Origin of the sequence: Desmospora activa DSM 45169, from assembly GCF_003046315.1 — a bacterium.
GTDB classification, from domain to species: Bacteria; Bacillota; Bacilli; order Thermoactinomycetales; family DSM-45169; genus Desmospora; species Desmospora activa.
On sequence record NZ_PZZP01000002.1, the window covers coordinates 258,320 to 272,002 of the forward strand.

The 13,683-nt window shown below is 47.3% G+C and carries 13 protein-coding genes; 2 read left to right on the top strand and 11 right to left on the bottom strand.

The genetic code is table 11. From position 1 onward, the window contains the following. Window positions 1-59: 59 nt before the first annotated feature. The 7 genes from hprK to melA all read right to left on the bottom strand — a co-directional run bounded on the left by hprK (window position 60) and on the right by melA (window position 8,196). Window positions 60-995 (bottom strand): HPr(Ser) kinase/phosphatase, encoded by a 936-nt coding sequence (gene hprK / locus C8J48_RS14520; protein WP_107727967.1) that lies wholly within the window; start codon window positions 993-995, stop codon window positions 60-62. Window positions 996-1,072: 77 nt separating this feature from the next. Next, window positions 1,073-2,182: an ABC transporter ATP-binding protein gene (locus tag C8J48_RS14525; RefSeq protein WP_107727968.1), complete on the bottom strand. Its 1,110-nt coding sequence runs from the start codon at window positions 2,180-2,182 to the stop codon at window positions 1,073-1,075. A 109-nt stretch (window positions 2,183-2,291) separates the two neighbouring features. Continuing rightward, a complete protein-coding gene (locus tag C8J48_RS14530; protein WP_107727969.1) occupies window positions 2,292-3,263 on the bottom strand; it encodes a PucR family transcriptional regulator in 972 nt (323 codons plus the stop codon). Window positions 3,264-3,306: 43 nt separating this feature from the next. Continuing rightward, window positions 3,307-4,149, bottom strand: coding sequence for a carbohydrate ABC transporter permease (locus C8J48_RS14535; protein ID WP_107727970.1), 843 nt, complete (start codon window positions 4,147-4,149; stop codon window positions 3,307-3,309). Further along, window positions 4,139-5,011 (bottom strand): carbohydrate ABC transporter permease, encoded by an 873-nt coding sequence (locus C8J48_RS14540; RefSeq protein ID WP_107727971.1) that lies wholly within the window; start codon window positions 5,009-5,011, stop codon window positions 4,139-4,141. Before C8J48_RS14540 ends, C8J48_RS14535 begins: the two co-directional genes overlap by 11 nt. Before the next feature lie 317 nt (window positions 5,012-5,328). Continuing rightward, window positions 5,329-6,606: an ABC transporter substrate-binding protein gene (locus C8J48_RS14545; protein ID WP_170105576.1), complete on the bottom strand. Its 1,278-nt coding sequence runs from the start codon at window positions 6,604-6,606 to the stop codon at window positions 5,329-5,331. Between the two features lie 288 nt (window positions 6,607-6,894). After that, entirely contained in the window at window positions 6,895-8,196 is a 1,302-nt protein-coding gene (gene melA / locus C8J48_RS14555) for an alpha-glucosidase/alpha-galactosidase (protein WP_107727974.1), read from the bottom strand. Between melA and C8J48_RS14560 the strand changes: the two genes are divergently transcribed. Beyond that, complete coding sequence (locus tag C8J48_RS14560) at window positions 8,150-9,247, top strand: AraC family transcriptional regulator (protein WP_245891237.1); 1,098 nt, start codon at window positions 8,150-8,152, stop codon at window positions 9,245-9,247. The two genes, melA and C8J48_RS14560, sit on opposite strands and share 47 nt — an antisense overlap. Before the next feature lie 134 nt (window positions 9,248-9,381). Here C8J48_RS14560 and C8J48_RS14565 read toward each other — a convergent pair whose 3' ends face one another. The 3 genes from C8J48_RS14565 to C8J48_RS14575 form a co-directional block, all read right to left on the bottom strand. Then, the gene (locus C8J48_RS14565) at window positions 9,382-9,729 is read right to left on the bottom strand and encodes a phage holin family protein (protein ID WP_107727976.1); all 348 of its coding nucleotides are present in this window, start codon (window positions 9,727-9,729) and stop codon (window positions 9,382-9,384) included. A gap of 289 nt (window positions 9,730-10,018) precedes the next feature. Continuing rightward, on the bottom strand, window positions 10,019-10,888 hold the full coding sequence (locus C8J48_RS14570; protein WP_107727977.1) for a CDP-alcohol phosphatidyltransferase family protein: 870 nt from the start codon (window positions 10,886-10,888) through the stop codon (window positions 10,019-10,021). Between the two features lie 177 nt (window positions 10,889-11,065). Beyond that, the gene (locus C8J48_RS14575; protein WP_107727978.1) at window positions 11,066-11,455 is read right to left on the bottom strand and encodes a DUF302 domain-containing protein; all 390 of its coding nucleotides are present in this window, start codon (window positions 11,453-11,455) and stop codon (window positions 11,066-11,068) included. Between the two features lie 553 nt (window positions 11,456-12,008). Between C8J48_RS14575 and C8J48_RS14580 the strand changes: the two genes are divergently transcribed. Next, window positions 12,009-12,893: an imine reductase family protein gene (locus C8J48_RS14580; RefSeq protein ID WP_107728254.1), complete on the top strand. Its 885-nt coding sequence runs from the start codon at window positions 12,009-12,011 to the stop codon at window positions 12,891-12,893. Between the two features lie 154 nt (window positions 12,894-13,047). Here C8J48_RS14580 and C8J48_RS14585 read toward each other — a convergent pair whose 3' ends face one another. Next, window positions 13,048-13,455 carry a MerR family transcriptional regulator gene (locus tag C8J48_RS14585; RefSeq protein WP_107727979.1) on the bottom strand — a complete coding sequence of 136 codons (408 nt, stop codon included), beginning with the start codon at window positions 13,453-13,455 and terminating at the stop codon, window positions 13,048-13,050. Window positions 13,456-13,683 lie beyond the last annotated feature (228 nt).

Here is a 13,683-nt window from a genome sequence, read left to right on the forward strand (position 1 = left end):
ATTCCAAATACATATTTTATTGTAACCTAGTTGGTAGGCAATTGAAACGCATCAAGCCTTTAATCCAGTTCATCCACTTCTTCCAGACTGCGGCTCAATTGTTGGGCAAAGGATTGAGCGGCATGATAACCCATTTTCTTCAATCGAAAATTCATCGCCGCCACTTCAATAATCACCGCCAAGTTGCGTCCAGGTCGAACCGGCACTGTCAACAGTGGTACTTCGGTATCGATAATACGCATACGCTCTTCATCCAAACCGAGGCGGTCGTATTGCCGATTTTCCTGCCACGCTTCCAACTGCACCACCATGGATAGCTTCTTAAACTCCCGCACTGCGCCAGCACCGAATAAGGTCATCACATTGATAATGCCCAACCCTCTAATTTCCAACAGATAGCGGATCAGTTCCGGGGCATGACCCACCAGGGAATCCTCATCCGACTGACGAATTTCCACTGCATCATCCGCTACTAAACGATGGCCGCGCTTCACCAGCTCCAAAGCGGTTTCGCTTTTACCGATACCGCTTGAGCCCACGATCAATACCCCAACACCGTAAATATCCACAAACACCCCATGCATGGTGGTAGCGGGCGCCAGCTTTTTTTCCAGCCAGTTCGTCGTTTTGCTGGAAAAACGGGTGGTGGAATGGGACGTGCCTAAGATCGGGATGTTTTTCTCTTGGACCGCTTCATGCAGCTCACTGGGCGCGTCCTGCCCTCGGGTGACGCAAAAACAAGGGGTATCCTCGTGACACAACCACTTCAACCGCTCTGTCCGTTCCCGTACCGGCAGTCCCGAGAGAAACGTCAGCTCCGACCGTCCCAACATCTGCAACCGCTCCGAGGGATAATAAGTGAAAAAACCCGCCAGTTCCAACCCCGGCCGATATAGATCACTCGTCGTCAGTCTGCGGTTCAACCCGTCTTCCCCGCTTAATACCTTTAGCCCTAAACGTTCCACCATTTCCTTTACTGTGACCGATGCCGCCATAGTGTCCGACTCCTTTGTCCCATTTCCTCTATCATAACAAATCAAGGGCGGCTGGTTCACACCGCCGCCCATTTTGCTCAATATATCGCTTCTTCTGTCTCTTTGTCAAAAACATGGGATTTATTCATATCGAGGGCCAAGGTGACTTCATTGCCAGCGGCAAATTGCGTACGGGCGTTCACCCGTGCTGTCACCCATTTATCCGTGATCCCGCTAAGGTAGAGATACATCTCCGCTCCCATGTTTTCAGCCACTTCCACCTTCGCCTTTACCAAGCTGTCTGGGGAAGATTCAAGAAAGAGCGGTTCGTCGTGGATATCTTCCGGTCGAATCCCGAAGATCACTTCTTTACCTACGTACCCTTTTTCGCGCAACATTTTGGCCTTGCCTTCCGGCACTTTGATATTGAGACCATTTTTAAAGATGAGATCGCCACCCTCTTCCACCAGTTGTCCCTCGACAAAGTTCATCGCTGGGGAACCGATGAACCCGGCCACAAATACATTGGCGGGATGATGATAAATTTGGGTGGGTGTATCCGCCTGTTGAATCAGACCGTCTTTCATCACCACAATGCGATCACCCATAGTCATCGCCTCGGTCTGATCGTGGGTCACATAGATCACGGTTGTCTTCAGGCGTTGGTGCAACTTGCTGATCTCCGTACGCATCTGTACCCGCAATTTGGCATCCAGGTTGGACAAGGGCTCGTCCATCAGAAAGACTTGCGGTTCACGCACAATCGCCCGACCTAGCGCCACCCGCTGCCGCTGCCCGCCCGAGAGCGCTTTTGGCTTGCGGTCCAACAGATGTTCAATATCCAATATTTTGGCTGCTTCCTTGACGCGTTTATCGATGTCATCCTTTTTAAATTTGCGCAATTTCAGACCAAAGGCCATATTTTGATAAACATTCATATGGGGGTACAAGGCATAGCTTTGGAACACCATCGCGATATCCCGATCTTTGGGTGCCACATCGTTAACCAAGCGATCACCGATAAAAAGCTCCCCCTCAGAGATCTCCTCCAAGCCGGCAATCATACGTAGCGTCGTCGATTTCCCGCAACCGGAAGGACCGACCAACACCAAGAACTCCTGGTCTTTGATATCCAGATTAAAGTCGGTCACGGCGGTCACATCGCCACTATACCGTTTATAGACTTGGTTCAATTTCACCTGTGCCATCGGAATGTAACCCCTTTCATGTTTTCTCAGGGTTATTGTAGCGCACACCCTTCGCACCCCACCATGTCCAAAGAGAACAAAAATGGAAGCCTCACCTTGGGCAACTTGCCTAAGATTGTTCTCTGCCTGTCAACAACAGCGCCAACTTTACCCGCAATGCATCTTCAAACCGGCGTACATCCAACCCGGTCTCCTGCTTCAACCGATCCAGACGGTAAATGAGGGTGTTGCGATGCAGGAACAGGCGTCGGGCCGTCTCGCTCACATTGAGATTTTGCTCTAGAAAGACAAGTAACGTTCGTCGCAGCTCTTCATCTTGCCAAAAGGGCAGCGGAGAGATCGCATCGAGAAACAGTTGTACTCCCTCGATCTCAACTGAACGGAGCAATCGCTCCAGCGCAAGCTCCCACTCCGCAAAAACGGTACCAGCGGGATGAAAGCGTTGGCCGATACGGAGCGTTTCCCGCAAAGTGGTCAACACAGCCGGTAAGTCCTGCGGTGTCTCCACCAGCCCATGTACCGCGATTCTCACTTCTTCGCCGCTTTCCGTCGCCAGCGCCTCGGCCAATCCCTGGGCCGTCTCCACCCATGCCGATTCGCGCCCGGAATCGTCAGCCTCCATCCAATCCGGCGGTACCAATAAGAGTCGTTCTCCCTTGTGTAACGACAGCAACCATGGATCCCCCTCAAAAAAGCTGGTGATCACATCGTCACTGCCTATCTGGCGTTCATTCTTTACCATGATTAAAAACGGAACACGACTTCTCCACTCCCCCGGTTTTGGTGTCGGGTGATGGAGAAAGTCCTCCGGATGACGCAACCACTGGGAGAGGCGCTCAGAAAAAGGAGACGCCGTTTCTCGTTCTGCCGACAACACCTCATCCAACCACGCTTGCACAAGCGAGCGCTCCCGTCCGGAAAGGGGTGCTTCCACCACTACCAGCCAATCCATCCCCTCCATGCGCACCGGGAAAAAAGTCGTTTCCAAGCGCTCCACCGCAGCGTTATCGGCAGGAACCCGATCCACCGATACTTCCAACATCCGCTCCAATCTCCTACGAACCCGTTGCCATTCGTTCATCTTTACACCTCGGAAGCTAAGCGTTGATGGTTGATCGATTCCCCTATCCCTTAATTCCAGTCAATGTAATCCCCTCGATAATCTGCCTTTGCAGAATAACATAAACGATTAGGATCGGCAAAATCGAAATCACCGCACCCGCCATCATCAAGGCCCAGTCGGCGGTATACAGCCCTTTGAAGGAATTGAGAAGCATCGGCACTGTAAACAGATCGGGCGTGTCCAGATAGATCAACGGTTCCAAAAACTGATTCCATTTATCTTTAAAGGCAAAAATGATGAAAGCCGCCAACGCCGGACGAATCAACGGTAAGACAATGCTCCACCATACCCGCAACGGATTGGCCCCATCGATAATCGCCGCTTCCTCTAAATCCCGTGGGATTCCCATGATAAATTGGCGCAACAGAAAAATCCCAAATGCATTAAACAACAGCTCCGGCATAATCAACGGCAGATGGGTATCAATCCAACCAAACTGCTGCAGCATCAAATATTGGGGGATGATAATCACTTGTTTCGGCACCATCATCATCGAAATCACCAGCAAAAATAAGACCTTATCCCCAGGAAACCGAAATTTGGCAAAGGCATAAGCGGCCAACGAACATCCGATCACCTGTGAAAGCACCACAAGCACGGTAATGTAAAAGCTATTAAAATAGGCCAAATCAAAGGGCATCGCTTCCAACGAGCGCATATAATTGTGCCATTCAACCGGAGTGGGAATCCAAGCGGGAGGCAGTTGGTAAATTTGGGCCGTCGTTTTTAACGAGCTGCTAATCGCCCACAAGAATGGAGCGACCATTACCACTGCACCAAGACTTAAGACAATATGCAGCAGCAACTGCGTCGGTTTCACTTGAACTGCTTTGCTACCCTTCATAATGAACCCACCTTTTTGACAACTTAAATTGGATGATGGTGAAGAGTAAGATCGACATAAACAGAACCACTGCCGTCGCCGTACTGACGCCAAATTGCCCTTTTTGAAAAGCCATTTCATACATATGGAGAACGACCACATGGCTGGCTTTACCAGGCCCTCCCTGGGTCATCACAAAAACCTGGTCAAACACTTGGAAAGAGCTGATGACCGCCATTACCGCCACAAAGAAAGTAGTGGGGGAAAGTAACGGCAACGTGATGTGGAAAAACTTCTGCATCGTAGTCGCACCGTCCATCTCCGCCGCCTCATAATAGGAGCGAGATATCCCCTGTAATCCGGCCAAAAAAATAACGACATTAAAACCCAACCCCCACCATACCCCCACGATAGCGATGGCAGGAATCACCCAGCGGTCGTCCGCCAACCAATTGGGCCCTGCAATCCCAACGGTACTGAGCACGGAGTTGAGAATGCCGAAATCACCGTTTAAAATCCATATCCAGATCACCCCGACGGAGACCGCACTTGTCACCACCGGCATAAAATAAAACACGCGATAAACGTCTTTTCCAGGGATTTTGTTTAACGCTAACGCCAATAACAGCGCGATAATAATGTTGGTGGGAATCGTTAAAACGGTATAGTAGACGGTATTGACAACCGCTCTCTGAAAAACGGGGTCCTGAAACAGATAGATAAAATTATCCAAGCCGACAAAGGTTTTTTCACCAAAACCGTCCCAGTGCATCAAACTGAGTATCAATGCAAAACCCAGCGGAATCAGCCAGAACATCAACAATGTGATCATGGTTGGAGCGATAAAGGCATAAGCCCACCATTTTCGGTATTTGTGATGCATCGTTTCCACTCCTTCGAAAATACCGTGGTGTAAGATGATGGCAAACGGACGATGCCGATGGTATCGTCCGTTCAGACCATTTCAACCCTGTCGAGGCGGGAGGAGGGATTTTTGAACGCACGTGTTCCTACTGTTTGCAAAGAAGTTAAAACTGTCCGCTCAGCCCCCGAGGGTGGGAGCGGGCAAAACTCGCTGCCGCTCAAACATGTAACCCGCTTTTCCAGCCCTCGGTTCCTTCCGTTAAGTAGCACAGCAAAGTCACTTCGCTTTCAAAAATCCCTTCCATCATCTCATCAACAGACCTGGTTATTGATATGCTATTGGTCGGTCTTTTCCTCAATCGTTTTGACCACTTTTTCCACGGTCTCTTCCGGAGTGGCTTTCCCTAATAACATCACATCAAACAAATCTTCCATATCATTCACTAATCCGGGTGTCAACGCACTTTTACTTTTGGGGCTTCCATGAGCATAGCCCGTCTCCCTAGCTTCGGTCACATAATGAACATGCTTTGGCTGATCTTCCACAATCTCATCGATGCCCGAAACGGAAGGGATCGCATTGCCGACGCCGGAAAGCCTTGCAGTCTGCCCTTCCTTTGAAACGTAGAACGAGAGGAATTTCATCGCTTCTTCTTTTTTGTCTGTATTGGCATTTACAGACAGATAGGCGGTTGGAATCACCACTGGTTCTCTCTCGTTGCCGGTATTGGTCGGCCACGGAATATAATCATAGTTTACCCCCGCTTCCTCAAACATCGGTGTTAACCAATGTCCTGCGGAAATCATTCCCACTTGCTGTGACAAAAACATCGCGTCCAGCCCTTGCCCTTCCGGCAACGCCCCGGCATACACTGCATTTCCATCTTGGATCAGGCTGTCTATAAAGGCGATCGCTTCCTGCGCTTTTTTATCGTTATCCAGCACCAAGTTCCCGTCTTCATCATAAATGGAGCCACCGTTTGACCAGATCCAGCTTTCAATCATATGCAACGTTTTTTCCTGCACATACCCTTTTTTACCGCCCTTTTTCAGCTCCGTCGTCACTTTTTTAAATGCGTCCCAATTCCATTCACCTTCATCGTAGTATTGTTGAGGCGTCTTAATGCCCAGCTCTTTAAACAAGTCGATATTGTAATACATAACCAACGGATTGCTGTCTACCGGTACACCATAAATTTCATCCTCTTTTTTTGCAGCACCCCATAGACCCTCCGCGTAATCATCAGGCTTGGTATAACTCTCCTCCGAATTTAGAAAATCCGTCAACGGTTCAATCGTGTTACCCTCCACCAAACGGGACGTATATTCAGCCCCAACATAGAAGAGGTCGGATCCACCGCCACCCGTTAACTGTGTAATCAGTTTCTGTTCATAGCCGTCGACGGGGATGGGAACCAATTTAATGGATACATCCGGATTTTTCTCCATGTAAGCATCAATCGCTCGTTGGTATACTTTTAGTTCCGCCGGATTTCCCCAAGCGGACATCGTCAGCTGCTCTTTGCCATCGGCACTTCCGGAACAGGCTTGCACCAAAACCATGCACAACACCAAACCAAACAGGAATAGCGATTTCTTACCCCAGTTGATCATCATCATTCCCTCCTTTAAGATTAGTCGATCCGGGGGATGTGGTTTAATCCCCCTCTATTTTGAAAACGATTTCAAAAAAGGGTGCGTGAAGAAAATCGTTGAATCACAAAATTTTTGGTCTGTGGTGGGAGAGCAAACTTACATGACTATATTGCATCCATCTCGATTAGCCAAAACAGTGCAGAAGCCCCCCCAAGAAGATGGAAGCAAGGGCACCACCGGAATGTAAACGGAGAGGGTGCACTCGCTTCTCAAGAGTTGTCTTCACCGGAAGTGAAGCCGATGCCGTCATGCAAAGCGTGGCAACCAGTCACCGTGGGCTTCAATCAGGTCATCACACATGGCGACGATATCATCTAACGACAATTCTGCACTCGTATGAGGATCAAGCATAGCTGCTTGGTAAATCGCTTCTTTCTTCCCTGTTACAGCCGCTTCAATCGTCAACAGCTGCGTATTGATGTTGGTACGATTAAGCGCCGCCAGCTGTTCCGGCAATTCTCCGACAAAACAGGAAGTGATCCCGCTCCGGTCAGCGACACAGGGAATTTCGACGCAAGCTTTCTCCGAGAGGTTGGTGATCATCCCGCCTGTATTTAACACATTCCCTCCAAATTTAAACGGAACATTCGTTTCAATCGCTTCGATAATGCGGGAACCATATTCATGGGAGCGGGTATGGGTTAATTGTTGATTGTGAACCAGCTCTTCCCGCATTGATTCCCAATCCTTGATCTGGCTTTCACACCGGTATAAGTACTCATCAAGGGGGATATTGTATTTTTCGATCAGCTCAGGATACCGGCTTTTTATAAAATAAGGATGATACTCGGCGTTATGCTCCGAAGATTCCGTCACATAATAACCAAATTTGTCCATCAACTCAAACCGTACCTTATCATGGTGGGGGCTCTTTTGTTTTTCTTTGGCCCGTCTTTTAATTTCCGGATACAGATCAAATCCGTCCCGTTTCACTTCCAGCAACCACGCCATATGGTTGATCCCTGCAATTTTTTCTTCAACACCTTCCGCATCCATTCCCAGTGATTGCAGCAGATGTTCCGTACAAACCTGAACACTATGACACAAACCGACCGTCTTCACATCGGTATAGCGCAACATCCCCCCGGTCAAACTGGCCATCGGATTGGTATAGTTTAAAAGAAGGGCATCGGGACATACCTCCTCCATATCTCGCGCGAAGTCAAACATCACCGGAATCGTTCGCAGCGTCCGAAAAATGCCACCGATTCCGACGGTGTCGCCAATCGTCTGACGAAGCCCATATTTTTTGGGAATCTCAAAATCGATTACGGTCCCTGGTTTATAACCGCCCACCTGGATGGCATTGATCACATATTTGGCACCTTTTAATGCCTCTTTGCGATCAGAGTAAGGTTTTATTGTTATATTTTTCTTATAATTTTGTTTCAAATTGTTTAACATCTGTTCCGAATCCCGTAACCGTTTGGGATTGATATCATACAACGCATACTCTGCTCCCTCCAAAGCAGGCACAAACATACAGTCACCGAGAATGTTTTTGGCGAAAACGGAACTGCCTGCACCGATAAAGGTGATCTTAGTCATTCTTGTCTCTCCTTTTACTATAAATAATTGCTACTCACAATGCATTAAACTTTTTGTTATATTTATTGTAAGCGCTTTACTACTTGGTAACAACGGTAAGAAAATGAGATTGGGGGGTAAAAAATTGCACTCAATCGGAACAGATAACCACAAAGGGGATGGACTAGTCGAATTATTCGATACACTGGAGAAATATGAAGGAAGCTATGGTTTCTATTTTCAAGAACAACTTTCATCAGACCATGTCAGCATCAAAGACATCGGACGGGAAAAGAGAACGTCCCCCGACTATTATTGGGATGGGTTAAAGCGTGAAGACGACAACAAAATTATCTTTCAATACACTCTCTCTGGATTTGGAATGCTAGAACTGGGCAAACGCGTATATCAACTCGACCCCGGAAAAGCATTTATTGTGAAAGTCCCCAGTGAGCACCGCTATTATTTACCTGCACACAGTAAAAAGTGGGATTTCGTTTTTATCGCTTTGCAAGGAGCACCAGCGGAAAAATGCTGGGAATTTTCTAATGAAATGGTTGGACCCGTTTTTCAGGTTCCTCCGGACTCCAAGTTGATTCAGCTGTTATTAACCACGTATCAAGAAACGCGAGAAAGACGAATAACCGATGCCTACCGTGCTTCTGCCAAGGGGTATGAGTTTATGATGGAGCTTTATCGGTTTGCCGATAAGTTGGAAAAAACAAAAGAGATTCCGACCGCGATAGCCCAAGCTGTCACCTTTATCCAAGCAAACTTTTATCAAACGATTACCCTGGATGATATCGCAAACGTTTCTTCTCGCTCTAAATACTATTTAATCAAACAATTCGATGAACATTTAAACACGACTCCAATGCAATTCCTTACCCAAACACGGATTAAACATGCGGTTGAACTATTGCTCCATACCAATCTTCCGATAAAAGAAATCGCAGTCAAAGTCGGTTTTTCCAATGACAACTATTTTAATAAGGTGTTTCGGAAACAAGTAGGGAAATCAGCCGGTGCTTTTCGTAAATGTAAAAGAGGGAAGTATATTATTTTCAATTAATCGCAATTCTCCACAGAAAAGAGGCGCGGGTTCCCGCACCTCTACCAACTTGCTGTCTAGAACGACCATTTTTGAAAAGCCGTTTATAAACATGAGAAATTACCCAAGAATTCCCCGCTGCGCACAGGGAGTAGTCAAGAGCGTAGCCCTTTCCAAATGCCGTTCAGCAACCAGGAGATAATGCTGACCAGGATGGAACCGAGAAAAGCGCCGGCTAAACCCTCCACATCAAATCCGGGCACTAAAACCCCCGTCAGTGCAAAGAGAGCAGCGTTTAGCACAAAGATAAAAAGCCCCAACGTAACGACGGAGATGGGTAAAGTCAAAAAAACCAACACCGGACGGATAATCGTATTGATAATCCCCAGCACAATCGCCACCAACACCGCCGTTCCATACCCGGATACGTCGATTTGTGGAATAACCTGAGCTGCGATCAGAACAGCCAGTGCATTTAACAGCAGACGAATAATCCATCCCATCGTCCTTCCTCCTTTTCACATTTTATTATTGCAGATGATCTGACTTATACACAAGTGACAACCGCCCAACAATCGGAACAAGACCCTGTTCAAATGAAAGAGACAGGGTCTTGTTTGAATTCATATCATGCGGATTGATGGTAAAGTGGGCACAGATCCAATTCAAAAAATAAGGTCTCCTCTCCCTCTTTTTTCTATGCACAAAGAAGATCCCACTATGTTTGGTGGGATCATGATCAAGCCTCCTAAGGGGGGCTGATTTATCTACGAAAAGTGGTATGTATGAACGTTATTCCACCGTCAGCTCCCGATCCATATCTTTTGTACTAAGCCACAGCTTGTAGATAATGGCCAGTTCAAAAGTCAGCAACAACACCGCGCTCACCACAACCATCTCCAAGATTAAACCTGTTAACGGTCCAATGATAAAAATAAACATTTGAAATTCAATCCCGCTAAAAAGATGGGGCCGAATGCGATGTTGCTCCAACCAATCGCGGATATTTAGATACCACTGGAATCGTCGTTTAAAGGTTTGATTTAAATCGACGGATGGAGAGGAGATCTCTTCCGCTGACGCTGCCATCTCCCCTTGTATATTTTCCTCTTCCTCTATAATCGGCTCTTCCTTCATACGTCCACGACGAACTCTCTTCTTCATCTCTCGCCGCAACTTATACAGTTGCAACGCATCCATATACCGCAGACTGTCGAGGAATATAATGAAGAGCGCCAAAAAGAGGTAGCTCGTTTGCTCCGTTGCCAACCACTGACCACTCATCAGCGCAACGCTACAGATTACCACCCGGAACCGATCCAGCATATAATCCAACCACATGCCAAACACGCTGCCCGTCCCTTTGAGTCGAGCGATTTTACCATCCATGCAATCCAGGACAAAACTCAGATGAAAGAAGAGCGCTCCCCACGCCAACGACATCGGATCCCCCTGCAAAAAGAACCCCGCCGCAAACAATCCAAATAGAAACGCCAGCACAGAGATCTGATTCGGAGTGATTCGGGTGTGATTGGCCAGCGGTACGACCAGCCGAGCAGCCACCGGATCAACCAACCATACCGTCCACCATGCATCCCTTCTTTTATACGTTTGCTCCCGGACATCGTTTAATGTGTAATTTTCTCTCTTTTTTTCAACCATTCCACGCTTTCCCCCTTTAAAAATCTCTTTACACTTCCGTAATTATTGTAACATTTAAGTAATATGAATGAAATATAAATCAATATTATTCATCAAACCTCTATTCGTTTAAGTCTGAATTTAACACACAAAAAGCCCGCTGTAAGGACAGTGGGCTTTTTGTGTTGTAGAGAGCAACTACTTTGCGGCGTTTATTACTTCGATCAGCGTAGTTTCTACGTTTTGTGCGATCTCATTTAACTCCTCATCCTCCACTAACTTCATCAAGGTGGTGGGGAGAATCAGTCCGATATGGGTTTTAAATGTATCGGCACCGCGATAGACTGCAATGCGAAAGGGCAAAAAGTATCCCCCCATCTGATTGCAGGTCAGCACTTTTTTGGCTACATCAGGGTTGCTAACTTCAAGCACGCGGAAATCCTGTTCCAGGGCAATTCCTTCTTCCATCAACTTCGTCGGAATGTCCAATTTCCACAAAATCTCAAACTTCCGTCGATACAGATTATCTTCCAACGCACGAATCGCTTTGTCTACACTTTGATTGGTTTCCACAGTATAGGCAAACAACCTTGTTCCTCCTTCGCTGCGTAATAAGCTAGGTACCTAGTGTGGTGTCACTTATACATCGGTACACTGTCAGCTGGTTTCAATCCAGCCAAACCGCTACTCCCCCGAATTAACCCTCTTTCTGTATGTTCGACAATCATGCACTAAACTCCTGCCTTTCTGGGTAATGGACGGTGTGTTCCATATTTTAAGTCAGACAGATCTCTCCTGATTAACCCGATTGTTGTAACAGGTTTCCCTCTTGACATTGACACTAGTGTTAATCTTTATAATAAATTTAAACCGAGCAGAAAGGAGCATTATAAGGTGGGATTCATCAATCTAATTGAGACCAGCCAGGAGCAGGGCGTCAACGTTGACCTACTTACACCCATACAAGGCGCTTCTTATTCAAGGAGTCGACGAGGGTTACGGGAATGATGGCCTTTCGCGACTAGCCGACTTGATAAGGGATCGAACTTGACCAAAGCCATATTTTAACCATTGTTGTTGTAGTGGAAATTATGAGGGAGGATATAAAATGAGTAACCAATCCGTTAGAGACGCGACTAACATGAAGGGAAATAACCGTACACCAGTAACAATTATCGGCTTAGGTCCGATGGGTCAAGCGTTGGCCGGTTCATTCCTGCATCAGGGTCATCCGACGACCGTCTGGAATCGGACTGCGGGGAAAGCTGATGACCTCGTCGCCAAGGGAGCCGTTCAAGCGGAAACGGTTACCGATGCAGTGGAAGCAAGCCGATTGGTGATTATCTGTGTGTTAGACTACGACGTCGTACACACCATCCTTGATCCCGTCAGTGATACCTTAAAGGGGCGAACGTTAGTAAACCTGACCAACGGCTCACCCGAGGGGGCACGGGAAATGGCCACATGGTCGGCTGAGCGCGGTGTCGATTACCTCGACGGGGCGATTATGACTCCGACCACAACTATCGGAACCCCTTCTGCTGTTGTTTTATATAGCGGTTCAGCTACCGTCTACGAAACTTATCAACCAACACTGGCGAGTACAGGGGGCTCGGCCACCCACCTTGGAACAGACCCTGGCCGAGCAGCGGCATATGACCTCGCTCTGCTTGATCTCTTCTGGACATCCATGAGCGGCTATATCCATGCTTTAACCTTAGCCCGCACGGAAAACATCAAAGCAAAGGATCTCGCTCCATTTGCCAAGGGAATCGTAGACATCCTGCCCGACATCATGGATGAGTTTGCACATCAGGTCGACAGCGGCCACTACCCAGGGGATAAATCCAATCTCATTTCAGCCGCTGCGGGGATGGAACATATTATCCAAACCGCCCAAGCCCACGGTATTGACACCAGTGTTTTGAACGCCGCCAAAGCCGTCGCCCAGCGGGCGATTGACACAGGCCACGGTACCGACGACTTCTCGTACCTAACCGAGGTATTTCAAAAGCCGTCCCCGTAATGGTTTATATCCTTTTCGCTGCTGAGAAAGTCTGTCCTTTATTGAACCAGAATCTTTAGTCATCAGTGACTCCCTGAACGTTAAAAACCCATATTAACGCTTCATGGAACAACCAGTGAGGATGACGAAAATCTCCCACTGGTTTATATTTTACTTATGATTTTTCATCATCGTAGGGCAATCTCTTTAAACCCGACCGTTCCCTCTTTTCTTTCATTTGCTTCACTCGCTTTTCCAACCGTTTTTGTACGACAACCAATGTATTCATTTGTGTATTGATTTCATCCAATTTCTCTTCATAAACCTCTATCATTTCCTCACAATATTCATCGATTTCAATTTCAGGGTAAGTTTCCTTACAATTTAAAACCTGTTCGATCTCATCGGTGGTAAGACCGAGACCGAGATAGATTTGGATGGTTTTAATGCGATCAATCGCAGATTGATCGAACTCACGATAACCATTATCCAGCCGTTTAGCGGTCAATAATTTTTTCTTCTCATAATGCCGGATGGAACGAGGGCTAACTCCGGTGATTTTAGACAATTGGCTAATTTTCAAGTGTCACCCTCCTTTCAACGCATTTCAACTAAAGAACCCTACTACTTCAGTGGAGTGCGGTTCACACGTGATCTACCCTCACAATAAAGTATAACACAGGTGTCATAGATGGTATTGCTAACACCCCTTGGCCCATTCCTTCTTCCAACAAAAAAACCGCCTTAAAAAAGGCGGAGAGGATACTGCAAACCGATTGCAGGCGGTCGGCTTGGTTATCCGTCTGAAGCC